Origin of the sequence: Anaerorhabdus furcosa (assembly GCF_900167375.1) — a bacterium.
Taxonomy (GTDB): Bacteria; Bacillota_I; Bacilli_A; order Erysipelotrichales; family Erysipelotrichaceae; genus Anaerorhabdus; species Anaerorhabdus furcosa.
Window position 1 is genome coordinate 475,037 of record NZ_FUWY01000001.1, and the last position, 20,959, is coordinate 495,995.

Sequence of the window (20,959 nt, forward strand, 5' to 3'; positions counted from 1 at the left end):
TTCTAATATTTAATTTTTTATTATTCTTTATCGCCCTTCATTTTCTCTTTAATTATATCAAGATATTCAACTTATTTTAAAGTTTATCTTTCTTATTTATAGTTTCTATTGAAAAATTAATACAATTATTAAGGAATGATTTGAAATTTAAACCAATCTAACTTGAACGCAATAAAAAGATCGACTTTAAACTACAAGTAAGTCGATCAATTTTTTAAATCTCTTATAACATTTTAACTAAGACTCCTGCAACAATACAGCTAACAAGAGTTACCGCTACAACACTACCAATAATCATTTTTGGAAGCATCTGTTCAGTTAAGTATGTTTTTTCTTCTTCTGTTTTTGCTACAACATCTACTGCTTCATTGGTTAAGTTGTAATTATATGGAAATCCCAAGAAACAGTTTAAACCGATTGCTGATGCCATCCATGTTGAATAGCCAAACTTCTTTCCAACTGGAATCGAGAACAATAGAATACCCACAGTTGCAATTATGAGTAAGCCAAATACAACGATAACCATTTGTCCTATTGATGCTGGTGTTGTATCTGCAAATCCTGACATGAAACTTGCAAATAACGCTAAATTCAATATACCTGCTGAATCAGATTTATTCATTGGATTTGGTGGAATCAATCCAAATTGACTTGCAGCTACACCAACAATAATCATAACAATACTACGATCAATGGCACCATTAAGAAGTTTAAAGATTATTAAACCTAAACAACCCAATACACCCATTACTGTCAAATAATAAGTAGGTGTACAAATTTTAGTTGGTACATACTCATAAATTTTCTTCTTACTTGTCGCTTGTTCTCCTTCACTCTTAGTGCTTGATTCTTTAATTAAATTTGGATTGTTTCTAATTTCTTCTACTAATCGTTCACCCTCTTTTCTCAAAAAGAAAGCTGTAACTGGAAATCCTACAAATCCTTGCATAATGAAGATTACAAACGCTACTACTCCCAATGCACTTTTTCCAATCGCTATTGCACCTTCATTCATAATCATCGCTGCCATACCTCCACCCGTCAATGGAGCTGCAGCAATAATTGCCATATCTTTACCAAAGATTACTGTACCAATTGTTAACACAAGTGCTAGAATCCCTACAATCGCACAAAGAGTTGTTACAACTACACGCCAATCCTTTATTAATGATTTTACATTAAACATTGATCCTACATGAATTAGTATAAATATTTTACAAATTTCTGCTACAACACTTAATCCTGATATCGTTAATATATCTTTAGGCAAGAATGTCCAATATCCAAAGAGAAATAAAGTTGCAACAATGAACATTTGTGGTAATTTACCACCCGTTTTTGAAGATATGATTTCTCCAACTAACATAATAATAGCGATAACTGCAAACCCAGTACTAATATCCCACATATCTTAATCCTCCTTATCCTTCTTTGCAAAGCTAACTGCATATCCAACTGTTGCTTTTACACCTAACATTAATACATTTTCATCAACATCAAAGAACTCACTATGATGTTCTGCTCCCGTACCTTCTTCCTCATTTTTAATTCCTAAAAACGCAAAAATTGATGGATATCTATGTGTGTATGCGGAGAACGATTCGGATGCATACCACTTATCGCATGATGCGATTTTTTCTTCTCCTATATATTCAATTAATTCTTTTTTCGCAAACTCGCTACATTCTTTATCTGTAATTACCGGTACTCCAATAACTTTTGTTTTTTCATCAAATTCTACAAAGCAATCATACATGGCAGCTGTATGCTCACTAACACTTTTAAATAAGTCGACTGCTTTTCTACCTTCTTCTACATTAAAGAATCTAAATGTCCCTGCTATTGTAGCTTCGTCACTAAAGACATTGGGTGTACCTCCACCATTTAAAGTGGTAATACCACAAGTCACTGTTTCATTTGCATCAATTTTGTTAACAAGAACTCCTCCTAAATTAACTAAAATATTCGCTGCAGCAAATACTGGATTGTTTGATAAGTCTGGTCTAGAACCATGTCCACCCTTACCAATTACTTTCACCATTGTTCCAGCAACTCCAGCCATTCTTGGTCCTTCATCAACACAAATTTTCCCTGATTCTAATTTGTTGTAAACATGAATTGCCCATACAGTATCCACACGTTTTCCTTCTAAGTAATCAAGGATAGATGTTACTCCCTTTTTTCTTCCCAATTCTTCACCTTGTTCAAAACAAAAATAATACGTTCCAACAAGTTCTTCTTTTATTTCATTTAACACTTTCATTGATGCAAGTAACATTGCAGCATGAGCATCATGCCCACATGCATGACTTGCATTCTTATTCTTTGAAACACATGTTCTTTCTCTTTTTAAATTATAGGAATTTTCTGTTACTGGTAACCCATCAATGTCTGCACGTAGTGCTATTACCTTTCCTGGTTTCCCTGTTTCTAACCTCGCGACAACCGTGAACTCTTCTATGATTTCATAGTTAAATCCAATGTTTTTAATTTCTTCAATTATATAAGCAAATGTATTTTTTTCTTCGTCACTTGGTTCAGCTAAACAATGTAGTTCTCTTCTTGTTTTTATTACATAATCCTCAACACTTTGGAAAGCTTTTTCAAATTTCATACACCACTTCTTTCCTTTCTATGTCTTTGGGCCCATTTCAATAATCGATTTAATCCTTCTAATAAAATATCAGTTGGACACGCAATATTTATTCTTTCAAATCCTTCCGCAGCTTCACCAAAAATATATCCCTCATCAAAGAATAATTCACATTCTTGAATCATTTCTTTTTCGAGTTGTTCTTTACTTAAACCGAACGAACGTAGATCTAACCATTGTAAATACGTTCCCTCCAATGGGTATACTTTTATTTCAGGTATATATTTTTTACAGAATTCTTCTACTATGTTTCTATTTTCATCAATTTTTAAAATTAACTCATCTAGCCACTTATCACAATGTGTATAGGCAAGTTCACATGCTTTATAACCCAATGTTCCACAACTCATAAACGCAACTTCCAACATCACTTGTTTCATCTTATTTCTAAGATTTTCATTCTTAATAATAAGATTACTTGTTTGCATACCTGCAAGATTAAATGTTTTCGATGGAGCAGTGCAAACAATACAACGATTTTCAATCTCTTCTGATATCGTAGCCAATACGGTATGTTTATAACCTGGCATGATCAAATCAAAGTGAATTTCATCTGATATGATTAGAACATCATGTTTTAAACAAATATCTACTAATCGAATCAATTCTTCTTTTTTCCATACTCGTCCCACTGGATTATGAGGAGAGCAAAATAATAAAATTTTATTCTTTGGATTACTCGCCTTAATTTCTAGATCATCAAAATCTATTTCATATTTTTCGCCGTTATTAATTAATGGGTTTTCAACAATTACTCTGTGATTCATTTCTACACAGGAGAAAAATGGATAATAAACTGGAGACATGATAATTACTCCATCTCCTGGTTCAGTAAAACCTCTTATTGCATGAGCTAAAGCAGGCACTACACCAGGGGCTGGAACAATCCATTCTTTATTTATTGACCAATCATGCTGACGTTTCATAAAATTTACAACTGCATCTAAATACTCATTTGTTGGACTTGTATAGCCCAAGATTGTTTCATCTAAATAAGTTTTTAATCCCTCCATGATTTCAGGAGCATTCTTAAATTCCATATCTGCAACTGAAAATGGCACAACATTTTCCGAAACATCTGGTTTTTTATCAATCATACCTAACCATTTAGAAGAACCCAGTTTTTTCCTATTGATCAAAGATTCAAAATCATAATTCATATTTTTCTACCTTATTCTATTTTCATAGTTTCCCTTTCCACTAAATAGTTAAAAAAGCTAGAAACAGTTCAAACAAAGCATAATTAAAAGAATGTTTTAGTGAGAACATTTTTTAATTAATAAATTGTAAGTTATAATTTGTGGAAATTTCCTTAACTGATTTTCTTTCGCTTTTTTAAATCTATTTCATATTTTTATTATAGTGATAATTTTTTATCACGTCAATAATTATTTATCATTTGTTGATTTCAACATAAAAAAAACTTAACCGACTGAATCAGTTAAGCATCTTGTGTTTTCTTTAGATATCGATAGATACTCGCTTCTGAAGAGTGAAGTTGAACTGCTGCTTCACTTACCGCACCCTTTAATAAGAACACGCCTTGTTTTTTCAACTCTTCAATCAGTATCATTTTTTCATTAAAACTAAGTCTTGCAAGTGGTAAATTCTTTTCTTCTACAATTGGCGCAATAATATTGTGAATAACAGTTGATATTTCTTCTGTAAAGTATTCAACTGAACTTTCTTCAACATAACTAGTTTTATCATCCACTAGATTAAATAGTTCTTTTAACTCTTCATTAATCTTATTTATGCTTTTATTAATATGATCCAAGTTAAAATTGATACACAATAATCCAATAAGTTCCTCTTTCTCATTCTTGATAAAGAAGGTTGAACTGCGCAAAACCTTATTTCCAGATAAACCTTTATAGTTAACTTCATAATCAGATTCTTCATATTTTTTCTCATTTATAAATTTCAAAGCTAATTCACTCAATGGGGCCTTCAACGTTCTTTTTGAGATATCTCCATTTTCAATATGAACTAACTTTAATTCTTCATTCTTTATTTCATGGATAGCTATTTCATAATCTTCTCCCAAACATGCTGCAAGGAATTTTGCTATTTTCTTATACTGTTCAATCAAAATTTCATTCATATCTTATCCATCCTCTTCTAATAAAATTATATCATAATTTATTTGTTGTTATTGTAGGTTATTGTTATATGTCCAATTCCAAAAATTATTCCCATTAGAACTAATAAATATCGTTGAGTGAAGACACCACTTATAACGAAAATAAGTGTTGGTATAATCGCTAGAAGTATTGCTCTTGGTAGTGTTTCCTTGCGAAAGAAGAATATCCAAATTAAACAATAAAATATCGCAAGTATACTTATTACTACGATATACATGGTATTCCCATTCTCAAATAAATAACCATAACTTAAGATAGGTAGATTAATAATCATTAAAAACATAGAACCGTAGCGCCCTATTTGTTCAATTGCTTCCATCAATTTATTTTGATATTTACTCTCTACACTTTTATTTTTAAATCCATATACAATATTAGGAATCATAATTATGATTATCATTATCAATCCAAACACATTCAACCATTCCATAAATTACCTCATGAATAAATCTTTATTCTATTGATAACTACACCCACTACTACACCTAAGTATTTCCAATTATTAATTTTCTAAATTTTTTGTAATGTTATTATATCATTATTTTCATCGATTATTTCGAAAAAAAAGAATGTCTTTCGACATTCTCTTTGAACTATTCTACTGTAACTCTAATTCCAGGACCCATTGTTGTAGCTAATGTTACAGATGTCATATAGATACCTTTAACAGCAGCAGGTCTAGCTTTTGCGATTACATCGTATAGAGCTTTGAAGTTTTCAGCAAGTTGTTCAGCAGTAAATGATACTTTACCGATCGCAACATTGATGTTACCTTCTTTATCAACACGGTATTCAATTTTACCTTTTTTGATTTCATTAACAGCTTTTGTTACATCCATAGTAACTGTTCCTGTCTTAGGGTTTGGCATTAATCCTTTAGGTCCCAATACTTTACCTAATTTACCAAGCTCACCCATCATATCTGGAGTAGCTACGATAATATCGAATTCAAACCAACCTTTTTTAATTTCTTCAAGAATTTCTTTTCCACCAACAAAATCTGCGCCAGCATCTTTAGCTTCTTGTTCTTTAGCACCTTGAGTAACAACTAAAACCTTTTGAGTTTTACCTGTTCCGTTTGGAAGCACGATAGCTCCACGGATTTGTTGATCAGCGTGACGAGGATCAACGTTTAAATTAAAGCAAGCTTCTACAGATGAATCAAATTTTGTAGTACTTGTTTTCTTTGCAAGTTCTACAGCTTCTGTATAGCTATAAGTTTTGCTGCTATCAATTAATTTTGCAGCTTCTAAATATTTCTTACCAGCCATCAATTAGTCCTCCATGCCTTCTACAACAATTCCCATATTACGTGCAGTACCTGCAATAATACGCATTGCTGATTCAACATCATTAGCATTTAAATCTGGCATTTTGTATTCAGCGATTTCTCTACATTGTTCCAATGTGATTTTCCCTGCTTTAACTGCCTTAGGGCTTCCTGATGCTTTTGCAACTTTTGCTGCTTTCTTTAATAATGCTGCAGCAGGTGTTGTTTTTAATACGAAGTCGAATGACTTGTCTTCATACGCAGTAATGATTACTGGTACGATGTCTCCTCCACGTTCCTTAGTAGCATCGTTAAATGCTGTACAGAATTGTGGCATGTTGATACCAGCTGAAGCTAATGCTGGTCCTGGTTTTGCTCCGCCAGCTGGAAATTGTAGCTTGCAGACTTTTGCAACTTTTTTACTCACTTGACATACCTCCTATAATTTGTTGTCAGTGCAGTGGTATAGTGGACTAGTTGCAGTCCTCCCACGCAAAGAATGCACATGTGTGCATTAAATATAATATCTCAAATAACCCTTCGAGTCAATCTTAAAAGTAAAAATACCCTTTAAAATAAAGGATATTTACTCAAATAGACTTAATAAGTCACCATAACCCTCTTTTTCCATCTCATCTTTTGGAATAAACTTCAAAGAAGATCCATTAATACAATATCGAATTCCATTTGGAGAAGTTGAGTCACCTTCGAATTTATGCCCTAAATGAGAATTCCCCACACGACTGACAACTTCTGTTCGAACCATTCCCAATGAACTATCTTTCTTCTCAACAACTGTACTTTCATCAATTGTTTTGGTAAAAGCTGGCCATCCACATCCACTGTCATATTTGTCTCTAGAAGAAAATAAAGGTTCTCCAGTAACAATATCTACATAAATACCATCATCAAATAACTCATCATATTCATGAGAAAATGGTTTTTCAGTTGCGGCTTTTTGTGTTACTTGATATTCCATTGGAGATAGATTTTTACTTATTTCATCTGCCGCTGGCTTTGTATACTCTGCCGGATCAATCATCATTTTCTTTACTTTATCAAATTTTGCTTGTGGAATATGGCAATATCCTTGTGGATTCTTATCCAAATAATCTTGATGATATTCTTCAGCTTCATAGAAACTCTCTAAAGGTTTTACTTCTACCATGAAATTTGCTACTCTTGATTTCTCATTTTCTACTACTTCTTTTACAATATTCATACTGTTTTCATCAGCGTAATAAACACCTGTTTGATATTGAGTTCCAATATCATTTCCTTGACGATTTTCAATCGTTGGATCAATCACTGAGAAATAGGCATATAATATTTTTTCTAAACTTACAACATTTGGATCATATTCAACTCTTACTGTTTCTCTAAAGCCGGTATTTCCATTTGAAACTTGTTGATAAGTTGGATTTACACCTTTTCCATTTGCATAACCTGATATACCTGAAATTACTCCCGGAATACTTTGAACTAATTTTTCAATACCCCAAAAACAACCTCCAGCTAAATAAATAATCTCTGTTCCTTCTTTTTTCTCATAACTTGCATCTTTTCCTATCATACTAATATCATAAACCTCTCTTTCATTACTTTCTTGACTCGTTGTACATGAACTTAACATAAATGATGCAACAACAATTAAAGCTAGTATTATTTTTTTCATTTCTTCACCTGCTTTAAGTAAACACTTATTGAATGATGTTTGCAATTCAAATGCCCATAATAAAAACAGGATTTTACTCCTGTTTATTAATAATCAGCTTTTACTAAATCAGTGTAAGCAATATCAGTTGGTGTTTCACGCCCGAATAATATTGTAAGCACAGATGCAACTCTGTCTTTATCATTCATTGCATTCACTTTACCTTCCATTCCTGAGAATGGTCCAGATAAAATCTTAACTGTATCACCAACCTTGAAATTAACATTAACTACACTATCGCCAATACCAATTCTTCTTAAGATTGATTCAATTTCATCTGGTGATACTGGGAATGGTTTTGCTCCTCCTCCAGATGAACCAATAAATCCTGTAACTCCTGGTGTATTACGAACAACATACCAAGCATCATCAGTCATAATCATTTCAACGAATAAATACCCAGGAAATAGATTTCTCATCTTTTCCACTTCTTTACCGTTCTTATATTCTATTTCACTTTCCTCAACCACAAGAATTCTAAACAAATAATCTGAAATTCCCATTGATTCAACACGACGTTCAAGATTTTCTTTTACTCTATTCTCATGTCCTGCATATGTATTGACTACATACCAGTTCTTTTCAACACCATCTATACTATTTTTTTCTACATCAGTCATATTATGCACCTATTCCAATCAATTTTAAGAAGAATGTAATTAGAAATTCACATCCTACAAAGAACGCTCCAAAGAATACAATAAAAATCAAAACTTCTGCAGTACTTGACATTAAGTCTTTTGTCTTTGGCCAACGTACACGTTTTGCCTCTTTTGATATTCCACTAAAACTAAACCATTTCAACATTGTGATGTCCTCCTACTTTGTTTCTTTATGGAGGGTATGTTCTCCACATTTCTTGCAAAACTTCTTTAATTCAAGTCGTTCATTTGAACTTTTTTTATTACGATGAGTTGTATAGTTACGAGACAAACACACCGTACAAGTTAGAATTACTTTATCTTCTTTTGCCACGATTAAAACAACTCCTTTCAGTTTCTACGCTTATTAACTCTACCATAAAGAAATTCCCCAGTCAATAAAGTCATTCTTCTTGACCATGCAAACTTGTATTGAAATGAAAAGTAAAAGTCGAATCATGGATTTGAAAGGGTTAGTATGAACTTATACAGTAAAACAATCTTATCCACCACTAGTTCAAGTTTCCATTTGTACACTACTCCGCTTCCTTCATCCCTACCCTCACCGTTAATGATTTGTCGTCCCCTCACTTCGCAGTTATTATTTTCAGTTGAACTTTCATTAATTAGATAGTCACTATGCTCTGTATACTAGAAAAGATGACTCTTGTTAAATACAAAAATCATCTTCTATGCTCAATCCCGTTTTCATACTATTGAATAGTATAGAACTAATTGAATTACTATTGCTTAAATAATTCATCTTGTAACTAACAAGAGTTAAGGTAACATTGTCAAAGTCACACTATATATTAATTGATTATTAGCTAGAGCTATATTCATATCAATTTCATTTGTATCAATGATTATGTTCTTGTCTTCTACTTTCATATTTTCATATTTCACTAAATTCTTTAAAATTACTTCGAAAGTAGATAATAGTTCTTCCTCGGTTCCTTCTGCTGTAATTTCAATATAAACTTTGTGTGTCATACTTTCACTTAACGAATAACTAAATTTAACATCAGTTTTTAATTTGTTGATTTCATTTAAAATTGTTTCTTTCTCAGGGAAATCAGGAATTATTGCTTCTATTTTATTTATACTCATTTCTTGATTACATGAAATTGAATTTCCATTATCATAGACAATATTTTGACAAGTAGAAGATTCTCCTAGATTAGCCAATAAACCCTTATCTTTATCCGAAACAGATAACTTATTCATGTCATTTTCATGACTATCATATTCATATGTATATTGATTTGAAACTAGATTTTCTTGAATTAATCCTCTTATATCTTTATTGTCATTAAGCAATTCAGAATAACGAACTATCAATTCATGATTATCATATTTACTAAAATCAACTTTCTTATCTTCTTTCGCACAACCTACTAGCAAAACAGAGAGTAAGGCAAAGCAAATTATCTTATTAGTAAGTTTCATATGTAAATGTATAACGATATCTTGTAATACCATATTCTCTATCTGAGCGAGTAGAGATATCGTTTCCTTTATGTCCAAATTGATTAAATCCATTCCAGTAGGTAATCTTCTTATATGTACAATTTTCAAATCGCTCAAAACCACCATTGTAGTAAATTCCATCACAAGCTTGTTCTACGTCAGTAGTATAAATTCGTGGTTCAATTTCTATTTTTTCATCTATAATTGAGTCTTTTTCACTTTTTTGAGTTTCCGCTAAAGTGTTGATGGACATAGTAGCAAAAAAACATAGAGTTGCGCACAACATTATTTTAATTTTTTTCATAATCATCTTCTCCTCTTTTCATTTTATTTTTTTACTATTCAATTTTTGAATCTCCATTCTTGTATCTGCTGATTTTTATCTTTTTTGTTAATTCCAGTTTAACATATACTTTAAAGTAATTATGTTCGAGAAAAAATAAATAAAGCGCGGTTAAAGTACCTATTTAAAAAATATTCTCTAACGTTTCTAATTAAAAATATCAAATTCTATCGATAAAGAGGGCATCATCAATTGCCCTTTCAGCGAACATAGCGAATATCATGGTTTTGGAATTCAAGCATTACACTAAACTTCCTAATCTTTCATTTGCAGTCACTCCTTGCTACGATATTAATGAGAAGTGGTAATCTACAGATCACGAGAAGAAGAGTATGTAATTTGTACTTTGAATATTTTAAATCATATGAGTCATTCCCATCTTTTCAAGCACAAATAAATAGAACTCAGAGCTTTGACACTTATCATTGATTGTATCAATTTGAATAAATATCATTAGATAGCAATCAAGATTACTCCTACTCATTTTGAGGGAGTTTTGTTATGAACTCTGTTTTACACTTATTCTTGTTTTGCATTTTTTGAATACTACTCGATCTATTTACAACTATTCTTTTTCGAGTTGACACCGTCCAAATTTAGACATTGTTCCATTTCCAATAATCGTCATGAACATCGATGCAGTTTTAAGGAAATTAAGAATTTTACTACTCATAGTTTTCCCCCCTTCTATTCTTTGTTTTTATCATATAAAACCAAATGCTAATTTATCAATAGATTTGGTTCGAATAGGCAGATTTTTGGTTTGAATAGATAAATTAGTTATCTGACAAGACAAAATACTTACCTTAAACAATTCAAGTGTATACTCTTTTGATTAATATATATCATTGCTCTTTAAGATTAACAATACATTTGGGCTAACTTGCATTATTATGGGCTAAATAACATTTATTTTAAATTAATCATATATTTTACAAACCGTTTATTCACGTTTTAATAATTAATGTTAGATGGTGTTTCCAATAATTATGTATAAGCGATTAATAGAAATCAATTGTAACTAGTTTCAAATAAAATGATTATGTATAGGTTTTATAGATACTCCATGATTAATTGTTATACCACACAAAAATAACCACAAAATTAAAAGGAGTAATCTCTGTTCAATACAGAAATCAATCCTTACTAATTGCTTAATCAAGCTTATTTTCTTTTTATCTAAATAACCAGACTCATTCTATAGTCACTTTTTATTTATCACCCTTCTTAAAGGATATCGTTTATTGAATATTCAAATATACTTTCTTTTTTATTAATTTCTTAATCTTTTGAACTCGATTATCATAGTTTTTAACACTCTTCCCTATTATCTGGGAAGCTTCTGCATAGGTGTAATCCAATAAATATAAGTCTAAAACACGTTTGTCCGCATCATTTAAACTTTGAATCGTCTCTTGAACTCTAAGCGATGCCTCTTTGTAATCCAAACAATAATTTGGACTGCGCCAATCTTCTAAAGCCTTGCCCTTGTATCGAAAAACATTGTCATCTTCAGTAGGAAAAACATCAAGCGATATTGAATAAAGATTAATTTGATTACTCTCCCTCAAATGATGTCGAAGCAGTGTCTTTACTCGTCTTAGGGCGCATTGGTAAAAGAAAGTTCCAAATTTACATTCTTTTTGATCTCGATAACAATGTATTGCATCCGTAATTGCTAGTAGTGCCTCTAACACAAAATCATCTTTAAACATTTCTAAAACTTTGTATCCATTCAAACTCTCTTTTACTATTTTTCTAGAATAGGGAGTATACTTTCTGACAAGTGTCCTCAATGCCCACTCATCATTTTGTAGACAATAATACAATAACTCAAAATCATTTGGATAAAACAACCACATATTCATTCTCCTCTACAAAGGGAAACGTTTGTTATATACCTCATACATTAAAATTCCACACGCTACTGATGCATTAAGTGAAGATATTTTACCAACCATTGGCAATTTAACTAAAAAATCACATTCCTCTTTCACTAGACGAGAAATTCCTTTTCCTTCATTTCCTATTACTAAAACAATTGGCGTATCATATTTAGGTTGACGATAATCTTGTGCATTTTTCATATCAGTCCCTACAACCCAATACCCTTTTTCCTTTAACTGTTTTAGAGTCTGTGTTAAATTAACCACTTCAGCTACTGGAACCGTTTCAATGGCTCCTACTGAAACTTTCGCAACAGTGGATGTTAAACCCACAGCATTGTTCTTTTTGATGATGACACCATCAACACCGACTGCATCTGCTGTTCTTAAAATAGCTCCTAAATTATGTGGATCTTCTAACTCATCCAACAATACCAAAAATCCTAATTTCTCTTCAGGAATATCGCTTAATATTTTATCGATTGTGACCGTTTTATATTCTTCAATTTTAGCAACCAATCCTTGATGATTACCATTTTTTGATAATTTATCAAGATACTTGCGGTCCACTTTTTCAATACGTATTCCTTTTTTTCTTGCGTTTTGTTCAATATCTTTTTGATTATCCATTAGATATAAAACATCAATTTTTTTATTATCTTGGAGTAATTGTTGAATAACATTTTTCCCATACACGTATTGTGCCATACTATACCTCCACAAAAGTCTTGACTTTTTCCCAGCATTCATCAAGTCTATTACACATCTTCTCAACATACCAGTAACCAAGTACAGCTTCAAATCCTGTTGATGTTCTATAAGTTGTTACATCTGTATTCTTCGGTACGCTATCACTTTTAAAATTTCTTCCACGCTTAAAAATATCCAACTCAGTTTCACTAAAGAATTCTTCTTCTACGAGTTTATGATAGAAACTCGCTTGTGCTTTTGCACTAACGAAGCGAACACTTTTAGTTTGTAAATCATTGGCACGATTGTATCCTTTTTCTACAAGATATTCTCTTACATAAAGTGACCAAACTGCATCTCCTAAATACGCTAAAGTACTTCCAGAGATTTCATTTGTCTTCATTACAATAATCCTCTTTCAATTAATTGATTTCTCACTTTGTCAGCTTCATCAAAATTCTTTTCTTGTTTTGCGCTATTCCACATTGCAAATAAATTTTTATCTTCTTCAGTTAAACTAATGCGATGATATTCTATCCCTAAAACATCTAACATTTTTTCAACTGTATTAATATATTTACTTACTTCATAAGCATCAATGTCTTTAACACGTAATACTTGGTTTAGTTTTTTTACTGTTTCAAAAATAACTGCATAAGCATTTGGTGTATTCAAATCATCATCCATTGCATCTAAGAATTGTTGAACTAATTCTTTATCCAATCCTTCTTTTATTGTTTCGTTTGCTAATGCTAATTTTACTGTAGCTTGTTTTAGTGGAGTTAAAACTTTATCCAATTCTTTTTGTGCAGTTTCAAATACTTCATCACTAAAATTTAGTTCCATACGATAATGTACAGACAACATCAACCAACGTACTAGTTGTGGGCTAAATTGCTTTAGTACATCTTTTGCAAGTGTAAAGTTTCCTAATGATTTACTCATTTTTACACCATCGATATTTATCATCCCATTGTGTAACCAAAAATTTGCGAGTGTTGTGTTGTGTAAAGCACGGCATTGCGCAACTTCATTTTCGTGATGAGGGAAACGTAAATCCATACCACCACCATGAATATCAATTAAATCTTTACCAAATTCTTTATTGATCATGACAACGCATTCCGTATGCCATCCTGGTCTTCCATCTCCCCATTTTGTATTCCACTTAATACCCATATCTGTTTTCTTCCACAGAGCGAAATCCAAAGGGGATTCTTTTTTATCATTTTCTTCTATTCTTGCACCGACTTGTAAATCATCAATGTTTTGATGTGATATTTCTCCATAAGATTCAACACTGTTAACTCTAAAGAAAACATCACCGTCAACTTCATACGCATGACCTGTTTCAATTAATTCATCAATAAATTTAATGATTTCATCCATCGTTTCTGTTACGCGAGGTGTCTTGTACAAATCGTGTGCATTTAATTTATGTCTTACTTCGTTATAAGCTTGAATGTATTCTTCCGTTATTTCTGCTTCATGTTTGTGCTCTTCTATCGCTTTGTTGATAATCTTATCATCGACATCTGTATAGTTCGAAACATACTTCACCTTATAGCCTTCTGCTTCAAATACTCGGCGTAGTGTATCAAATACTATGATGGGTCTGGCATTTCCAATATGGATGTGGTTGTAGACAGTAGGTCCACATACATACATACTCACTTCACCTTCTACTAAAGGCTTAAATTCTTCAATCTTTAATGTTCTAGTATTATATAATCGCATAGCTTATCCTCCTCAAAATATACTTTGCTTAAAATCTAATTTTACTAACAATCCATTCTTTTGGTTTACTCTTCTTGGTTATAACTACTCACTTCATACCTCATTGTATCAAATTAAGCCAACAAACTCAAAAATCAAAATCGTTATAAATGCTCAAAAAAACAACGAGTGCTATACTGAAATTAGATGAAGTGGAAAACTTCTCAAGGAGACCTATATGATTAACAAAACAAGAATTATGCTTTACGGAAACGACATTGACAAATTAAGTGAATTTTGGAAGTTTGCATTCAATGCTGAAATTATTGAAACAAACGAGCTTCCTGATGGATTCACAAACAAAGTGCTTTCTTTATCCCCAACAATTGAAATATCTTTGTTTAATAAGGAATTCATTAAAAAATATTCGCCTGAAGTTATCGATGCAGTCCCATCATTAATGCTTTATACAAACGAGTTTGATGAATTGCACCAACGAATCAAAACAGCAAGTATGACGATGGAAATTGATGGACATCCATCTTTTAACTTCTCTGATCCAGAAGGCAATTACTTTGTTGTAGTAAAAGAATAAATAACAAGCACACCCTGTTTTGAAACAGGGTTTTTATTTGAAATCATTTAGTCGTTCTTTAAAACAATACAGTTTCCTTGTTTTGATAAAATAAAAATGGCATCCTATAAAAAGACGCCATTGCGTGGTTCCACTTTTCTTACTTCTTGAACTCTTAACGCGAGAAACGTTTCATCCTACTTATCGGACAAACCCTCCTAGATGCATTTCAAACTAAATCGCACTAACTGTTTCACCAACCCAGTTATCTCTACCGATTGCTTTAGTTCTACTCTTCTATTCATCAGTTTATATTAGTATAGCTTACTTTATTTTTTGATACAAGGCTATTTTAGATGAGCACGTTTAAATTGTACTTTTTGTAACCAATCTTTTTGTGTTTTCATCGAAACATAGCCAATGACAGAAACAACTAATGCTCCTGCGGCATCAACAATTAAATCCTTCATGGTATCCATTAGTGCAGCTCTACCTATTAATTGTGTACCATCTTCTAACATGAATTTTTGCATATTCAATCCAAGGACACCATCAAATGTAAATTCATAAATTTCCCAAATAACACCCAATGTAATCGCAAAACAGAACGCAAAGATTGCGACAAACAATGGCGATAAATTCATTGGTACTTTTTCACTTTGATTTAATAAAGAAACAAAAGAGAAGCCAAGTGCTCCCAACATACCCCCACTAAATGTATGTAAGATTGTATCCCAATGATTCACTGTATAATAATAACTTCTTACTTCACCCAAGAAAATTGCGCAATATAAGAAAATAACATACAAAATTAACATATAACTTGGAATAATAACTTTGAATCTTTTTTCAAAGATACTTGGTAAAACCATTGCTACTATACCCAATAAACATTGGAAGAACATGAGTGTATAATCTGATTTAACACGTGCGTACTCCATACCAGCTTCAATTGTAGCTGGTGCCACAATCATTTTATACCCTATAAATACAGTCGATATAATCAAACTCGCCATTACAAAGATAAAGATAAACTTTTCCCAATTCAACTCTTTTAATTTTTTCATTTTATCACCTGAAATTATTTTACATTTCTTCTTTTATTAACACAAGTAATTTAATACATAAGAAAAGGAGTGATATCACTCCTCATTTTCCTTTTCTGGGATATAGAAACTATATACACTATCTACTAGTTTCATCCAACCCTTCATTTCTGGATTCCATATTTCATATTCTTCATCAATAATTTCTTGACGAATAAGTCGTATTAATTCCTCTTCAGTGAAAGGACCACCTTTTCGTTTTGAACTACGTACATACCATATTTTATCCATTGTTGTCCCCTCCTGTTCCACCAGTTCCAGGATCAGTTGGTGGTGGCACTGGTGTCACTTCCGGCGTTGGTGTTGGTGGCGTTGGTGTTGGTGCTGGTTTCGCTTTATAACGAACGGTAATTTCTTCGTTTTTAGATCCCATAGTTCCTTCTACCACTGTCCTTAATGCTTCATATCCATCTATTTTTGGACTTTCAACACGGTAAGTATCCCCCACATTATAAGTCATCACATAATCTTGATATATATTCGCATTTACATTGTCATCATAAACATATTTTATTGTAAGTGTAAACGCTGGTGTAGCTGTTGGTTCAGCTGTTGGTGCTGTGTAAGAGAAATCCACTGAATATACTTCTGAATTTAATTCTTTATCTGTATTAGAAGCTGCAATGATTGTAATCACGTACTTTTGACCATCAACTAATTTTGATTGATCAATCGTTAATGTGTTATCTACTGCTTTTGCAGTATAAACTGGACTCGTATCAATTGAAACTTCATAATAATCTGCACCTTCAACTTTATCCCAAGTTAATTTTACTTTGGATTTATCATAAGATACTTGAAGATTTTTAACTTTTTCTAATTTTTCTTTTGTTGTTGATTCTGCTTCATTGGTATATTGGTTGTATTGGTTATCACCTGCACCGACCATTTTACCAGTTGTTGTAAAGCCTACAAGTGTATTGTTGTAAGCTGAGATGACTCCAATTCCAGTCCAAGCTTCTACTGATTTTTTCAAATCTTCATTAGTCGTAACAATTTGAACTTTACCATCACTTCCAAGTCCTGCAACAAAGCCATTTCCTACTGCAACTTGAGTAATATTCTTTAATGTTGATACATTGGTTGCTGTTGCACCTGTATAAGAAACTGTAGTTACAGTTTGAGAAGTATTTAGAAATGCGACTTCATTTGTTCCAATTGAAACACTTTTTACACTTTTAATTGATTCCATTGAACTTGAGTTTGTTACACTACCTGCAACTTTTACATTACCTGTAGAATCAATACCAATCGTAAACCCATTTCCTGCTTCAACATCAACAATATTTTCCCATGCATCAACATTACATGCACCTTGTGAATTATCACCAACACAAGTTACCTTACCATCTTCTAATGCAACGGCTGTATGTTTAGCACCTAGGGATACATCCACAGCTTTTTCTATTTTCTTAATATCTAATTGTCCATTTGTATTTGAACCAGCAGCAACAAGAGTGCCATCTGATTTTAAACCTACAACTGAATCTTTATATGCAGATATTTTTACAAGATCTGTAAAGTCTGTCATTGTGATTCCTTGTCCATAAATCGCAACTTTTTGATCATCACGAATATAAACTGTGAATTTTTCTGTTGTACTTAAACGGTTAGCTTGAGATAGTTTTAAACTCAATCCTCCATTACCCTTATTCATATTTAATAACCAGAAAATACCCGCAACAAGGACAATAGCACCAATTACTCCACCAATAATCGCAAATAACTTCTTGTTGCTTTTGCTTTTTTTAGTTGGTTTTTGATTAATATCAACGCGATGAATTGTATTTTGTGGTTTTGGTTGTTCTTGTGGTTTCTTTTCCACTTCACTAACACGTTTAATTTGAGCTGTTGCTTCCATGTTTACTTTTGGTTTTTGTGGATTAACCATGCTTGGAATTTCGATATCTTTTGCTTCACTATCTTTCATAAATGGAATTTGTATACTATCCTCTAATGATAAATTTGGCAAAGGAATATCTGCTGAGTTTTTCAACATATCATCCAACGAGATTTGGAAGATGCTTGATAAACGCTTAAATTGAGCTAAGTTACAGATACTACGTCCGTTTTCCCAACCCATATATTCAACAACATTAACACCCATTTTATCCGCAATTTCTTGTTGCGAAAAACCAAAGTGTTTTCTTAATAATAATAGCTTCTCTGGTAGTTTATTTACCATGCTTGTCACTCCTTAAATTTCATTCGTCCTAAGACCACTTTTATTTTACTTTCTTTTTACTCTTTTAGCAAATCTTTAGTTCAAAACTGCCGATATGATAAGCTTTTTTGTCATTTTACAACCTTTATACAAATTAAAAAAACCGATAGATTTTTCTACCGGTTTAAATACTAAACATTGTTTAATTATTTAATGTTTGAGAAGTATTTGATTGTTCTAACCATTTGGCTAGTGTAGCTGTTTTCATTATCATACCAAGAAACTACTTGTACTTGGAATGTATTGTCATCAACTTTAGTTACCATTGTTTGTGTAGCATCGAATAATGAACCATGAGATTCCCCAATGATATCACTTGATACTAATTCTTCTTCAGTGTAACCAAATGAATCATTTGCAGCAGCTTTCATTGCAGCGTTGATTCCTTCTTTAGTAACGTCTGTTCCTTTAACTACAGCTACTAAAATTGTAGATGAACCTGTAGGAACTGGTACACGTTGTGCAGAACCGATAAGTTTACCGTTTAATTCAGGGATAACTAGACCGATAGCTTTAGCTGCTCCTGTTGAGTTAGGAACGATATTGCAAGCTGCAGCACGAGCACGACGTAAGTCACCTTTACGGTGAGGTCCGTCAAGAACCATTTGGTCACCAGTGTAAGCATGAACTGTAGTCATGATACCACTAGCGATTGGAGCATATTTGTTTAATGTGTTAGCCATAGGAGCTAAGCAGTTTGTTGTACAAGATGCAGCTGAGATAATTGTATCTGCAGCAGTAAGAGTACCTTCGTTAACACCGAATACGATTGTTGGTAAATCGTTTCCAGCAGGAGCTGAAATAACAACTTTCTTAGCACCAGCAGTGATATGAGCTTCTGCTTTTGCTTTTGTTAAATAGAAACCTGTACATTCAAGAACTACATCAACACCTAAATCTCCCCAAGGAAGTTTAGAAGCGTCTGCTTCTTTGAAAATTTTGATTTCTTTTCCATCAACTGTAATTGAAGCTTCACCAGCTACAACTGTATGCCCGTCATAACGACCTTGAGCTGAATCATATTTTAATAAGTGTGCAAGCATTTTTGGATCTGTTAAGTCGTTGATTGCCACAACTTCATATCCTGCTGCCCCAAACATTTGTCTGAACGCTAAACGTCCAATACGACCGAAACCATTAATTGCTACTTTAACATCTGCCATTTTAATTGACCTCCTCTATGATGCAATAAAATTATAGTCTTTTTAGACCCCAATTGTCAATTGTGAAAAAACTAATTATTAACCAAAAAAAGCCCTTGCAATCGCTATTTATCGCAATTAAGCGCTTACATAAGTGTGATAAATTATTAAACTTTTTTTAACTCAAATCCGATTTTTATATTTTATCCGCAAAACTAGTCTCAAACCTATTGATTACTTCCAAAATAACACCTGTTGGACAAGCTAAATTGATGCGAATATACCCGACCCCATTTTGACCAAAAGTAGATCCTCTATCCACAAAAATTTCATTTTTATTAAGTCGTTCTATTATTTCATCTTCACTTAAGCCTAAAGAATTTAAGTCTAACCACGCAAGATAAGTACCTTCTAAATCACTTAAAAAACATGTTGGCAGTGATTTTTCACAAAATGTTTTCAACAAATCAAAATTACTTTGAATGACTTGATTTAACTCATTCTTCCACTCACTACCTTCTTTACTATAAGCACCCATACATGCATAGTAGCCAAAATATGTTTGGTAATGCACATCATTTTCATCCAAATGTTGTTCTAATGCTTGTTTTATTTTTTCATTAGGAATGATGATATTCGCAAGATTTAGTCCTGCAAGATTAAATGTCTTACTCGATGATGTACATAAAATTAATTGATCTTGAAGTAATTCTGTAAACACGGTATGTTTACCCTTATGAATGAAATCAAAATGAATTTCATCTGCTACTAAAATTAAATCATATTTCACGACAATGTCTTTTATACGTTGTAGCTCTTCTTGACTCCAAACTCTTCCTATTGGATTGTGTGGGCTACATAGAATCAACATCTTTGCCTGTTTTGCTTTTTCTTCCAAATCATCAAAATCCATCACATAGCGTCCTTCAACTATTTTCAAAGGATTTTCAACGCATGTACGATGTGTATGATCAATGATTTTCTTGAATTGATGATACACCGGTGTTTGAATAATGATGCCATCATTTTCTTTAGTAAAGCAATTTACGATATGATGGATCGCTTGAATTACACCATAGGTTTGAAGTATCCATTCTTCTTTAATCGCTGTATCATGTTCATTTTTAAGCCAATTGATAACTACATCAGTATATCCTTTCGGACAAGATGTATACCCAAATATACCTTGATTAGAAATTGCATTTTGTATACTTTCCACAACACTTGGGCACATGATAAATTCCATATCTGCAGTTGATAGTGGTGGTATTGTACAAGGTTTGTTTAAACTTCTTTCAGCATTTTTCCATTTTAGTGATCCAGTTCCAGAACGATTTACTCGTGTTTCAAAATCATATTTCATCATCTTTCCTCACTTCTCTACAA

At 32.3% G+C, this 20,959-nt stretch carries 23 protein-coding genes and 1 other annotated feature; of the genes, 1 reads left to right on the plus strand and 22 read right to left on the minus strand.

The window, feature by feature from the left end:
- Positions 1 to 223 precede the first annotated feature (223 nt).
- The 17 genes from B5D14_RS02335 to cysS all read right to left on the minus strand — a co-directional run bounded on the left by B5D14_RS02335 (position 224) and on the right by cysS (position 14,548).
- Positions 224 to 1,408, minus strand: coding sequence for a hypothetical protein (locus tag B5D14_RS02335; RefSeq protein WP_078710973.1), 1,185 nt, complete (start codon positions 1,406 to 1,408; stop codon positions 224 to 226).
- A gap of 3 nt (positions 1,409 to 1,411) precedes the next feature.
- The gene (locus tag B5D14_RS02340; RefSeq protein WP_078710974.1) at positions 1,412 to 2,614 is read right to left on the minus strand and encodes an amidohydrolase; all 1,203 of its coding nucleotides are present in this window, start codon (positions 2,612 to 2,614) and stop codon (positions 1,412 to 1,414) included.
- Entirely contained in the window at positions 2,611 to 3,813 is a 1,203-nt protein-coding gene (locus tag B5D14_RS02345; protein WP_078710975.1) for a MalY/PatB family protein, read from the minus strand. The genes B5D14_RS02340 and B5D14_RS02345 overlap by 4 nt, the downstream gene beginning before the upstream one ends.
- A 281-nt stretch (positions 3,814 to 4,094) precedes the next feature.
- Positions 4,095 to 4,757 carry a helix-turn-helix transcriptional regulator gene (locus B5D14_RS02350; RefSeq protein WP_078710976.1) on the minus strand — a complete coding sequence of 221 codons (663 nt, stop codon included), beginning with the start codon at positions 4,755 to 4,757 and terminating at the stop codon, positions 4,095 to 4,097.
- Between the two features lie 38 nt (positions 4,758 to 4,795).
- On the minus strand, positions 4,796 to 5,227 hold the full coding sequence (locus tag B5D14_RS02355; protein WP_200804734.1) for a hypothetical protein: 432 nt from the start codon (positions 5,225 to 5,227) through the stop codon (positions 4,796 to 4,798).
- A gap of 163 nt (positions 5,228 to 5,390) precedes the next feature.
- Positions 5,391 to 6,068, minus strand: coding sequence for a 50S ribosomal protein L1 (gene rplA / locus B5D14_RS02360; RefSeq protein ID WP_078710977.1), 678 nt, complete (start codon positions 6,066 to 6,068; stop codon positions 5,391 to 5,393).
- Between the two features lie 3 nt (positions 6,069 to 6,071).
- Entirely contained in the window at positions 6,072 to 6,494 is a 423-nt protein-coding gene (gene rplK / locus B5D14_RS02365; RefSeq protein ID WP_078710978.1) for a 50S ribosomal protein L11, read from the minus strand.
- A 159-nt stretch (positions 6,495 to 6,653) separates the two neighbouring features.
- A complete protein-coding gene (gene msrB / locus B5D14_RS02370; protein WP_078710979.1) occupies positions 6,654 to 7,742 on the minus strand; it encodes a peptide-methionine (R)-S-oxide reductase MsrB in 1,089 nt (362 codons plus the stop codon).
- A gap of 86 nt (positions 7,743 to 7,828) precedes the next feature.
- Positions 7,829 to 8,401: a transcription termination/antitermination protein NusG gene (gene nusG / locus B5D14_RS02375; RefSeq protein WP_078710980.1), complete on the minus strand. Its 573-nt coding sequence runs from the start codon at positions 8,399 to 8,401 to the stop codon at positions 7,829 to 7,831.
- A 1-nt stretch (position 8,402) separates the two neighbouring features.
- The gene (gene secE / locus B5D14_RS02380; protein ID WP_200804735.1) at positions 8,403 to 8,588 is read right to left on the minus strand and encodes a preprotein translocase subunit SecE; all 186 of its coding nucleotides are present in this window, start codon (positions 8,586 to 8,588) and stop codon (positions 8,403 to 8,405) included.
- A 12-nt stretch (positions 8,589 to 8,600) separates the two neighbouring features.
- The gene (gene rpmG / locus B5D14_RS02385; RefSeq protein ID WP_078710981.1) at positions 8,601 to 8,756 is read right to left on the minus strand and encodes a 50S ribosomal protein L33; all 156 of its coding nucleotides are present in this window, start codon (positions 8,754 to 8,756) and stop codon (positions 8,601 to 8,603) included.
- A gap of 446 nt (positions 8,757 to 9,202) precedes the next feature.
- The gene (locus B5D14_RS02390; protein ID WP_143254372.1) at positions 9,203 to 9,871 is read right to left on the minus strand and encodes a hypothetical protein; all 669 of its coding nucleotides are present in this window, start codon (positions 9,869 to 9,871) and stop codon (positions 9,203 to 9,205) included.
- On the minus strand, positions 9,858 to 10,196 hold the full coding sequence (locus tag B5D14_RS02395) for a hypothetical protein (protein ID WP_078710983.1): 339 nt from the start codon (positions 10,194 to 10,196) through the stop codon (positions 9,858 to 9,860). The genes B5D14_RS02390 and B5D14_RS02395 overlap by 14 nt, the downstream gene beginning before the upstream one ends.
- Positions 10,197 to 11,476: 1,280 nt before the next feature.
- Positions 11,477 to 12,097, minus strand: coding sequence for a sigma-70 family RNA polymerase sigma factor (locus B5D14_RS02400; protein ID WP_159443694.1), 621 nt, complete (start codon positions 12,095 to 12,097; stop codon positions 11,477 to 11,479).
- A 12-nt stretch (positions 12,098 to 12,109) separates the two neighbouring features.
- The gene (rlmB, locus tag B5D14_RS02405; protein ID WP_078710985.1) at positions 12,110 to 12,829 is read right to left on the minus strand and encodes a 23S rRNA (guanosine(2251)-2'-O)-methyltransferase RlmB; all 720 of its coding nucleotides are present in this window, start codon (positions 12,827 to 12,829) and stop codon (positions 12,110 to 12,112) included.
- A 1-nt stretch (position 12,830) separates the two neighbouring features.
- Positions 12,831 to 13,214: a Mini-ribonuclease 3 gene (locus B5D14_RS02410; protein ID WP_078710986.1), complete on the minus strand. Its 384-nt coding sequence runs from the start codon at positions 13,212 to 13,214 to the stop codon at positions 12,831 to 12,833.
- Positions 13,214 to 14,548, minus strand: a complete 1,335-nt coding sequence (gene cysS / locus B5D14_RS02415; RefSeq protein WP_078710987.1) for a cysteine--tRNA ligase — start codon at positions 14,546 to 14,548, stop codon at positions 13,214 to 13,216. Before cysS ends, B5D14_RS02410 begins: the two co-directional genes overlap by 1 nt.
- 217 nt (positions 14,549 to 14,765) lie before the next feature.
- On the opposite strand from cysS, the gene B5D14_RS02420 reads away from it, so the two are divergent.
- Positions 14,766 to 15,122, plus strand: coding sequence for a VOC family protein (locus B5D14_RS02420; protein WP_078710988.1), 357 nt, complete (start codon positions 14,766 to 14,768; stop codon positions 15,120 to 15,122).
- Positions 15,123 to 15,229: 107 nt separating this feature from the next.
- Positions 15,230 to 15,415 (minus strand) — a binding site (T-box leader).
- 33 nt (positions 15,416 to 15,448) lie between these two features.
- On the opposite strand, the gene B5D14_RS02425 is transcribed toward B5D14_RS02420, so the two are convergent.
- The 5 genes from B5D14_RS02425 to B5D14_RS02445 form a co-directional block, all read right to left on the minus strand.
- Positions 15,449 to 16,168 (minus strand): DUF2238 domain-containing protein, encoded by a 720-nt coding sequence (locus B5D14_RS02425; protein ID WP_078710989.1) that lies wholly within the window; start codon positions 16,166 to 16,168, stop codon positions 15,449 to 15,451.
- Positions 16,169 to 16,243: 75 nt separating this feature from the next.
- Entirely contained in the window at positions 16,244 to 16,438 is a 195-nt protein-coding gene (locus B5D14_RS02430) for a GYF domain-containing protein (protein WP_078710990.1), read from the minus strand.
- Positions 16,431 to 18,392 carry a helix-turn-helix domain-containing protein gene (locus B5D14_RS02435; RefSeq protein ID WP_078710991.1) on the minus strand — a complete coding sequence of 654 codons (1,962 nt, stop codon included), beginning with the start codon at positions 18,390 to 18,392 and terminating at the stop codon, positions 16,431 to 16,433. Before B5D14_RS02435 ends, B5D14_RS02430 begins: the two co-directional genes overlap by 8 nt.
- A 185-nt stretch (positions 18,393 to 18,577) precedes the next feature.
- Positions 18,578 to 19,594, minus strand: a complete 1,017-nt coding sequence (gene gap, locus B5D14_RS02440; protein ID WP_078710992.1) for a type I glyceraldehyde-3-phosphate dehydrogenase — start codon at positions 19,592 to 19,594, stop codon at positions 18,578 to 18,580.
- A 175-nt stretch (positions 19,595 to 19,769) separates the two neighbouring features.
- Positions 19,770 to 20,936, minus strand: a complete 1,167-nt coding sequence (locus tag B5D14_RS02445; RefSeq protein WP_159443695.1) for a MalY/PatB family protein — start codon at positions 20,934 to 20,936, stop codon at positions 19,770 to 19,772.
- Between the last annotated feature and the right edge of the window lie 23 nt (positions 20,937 to 20,959).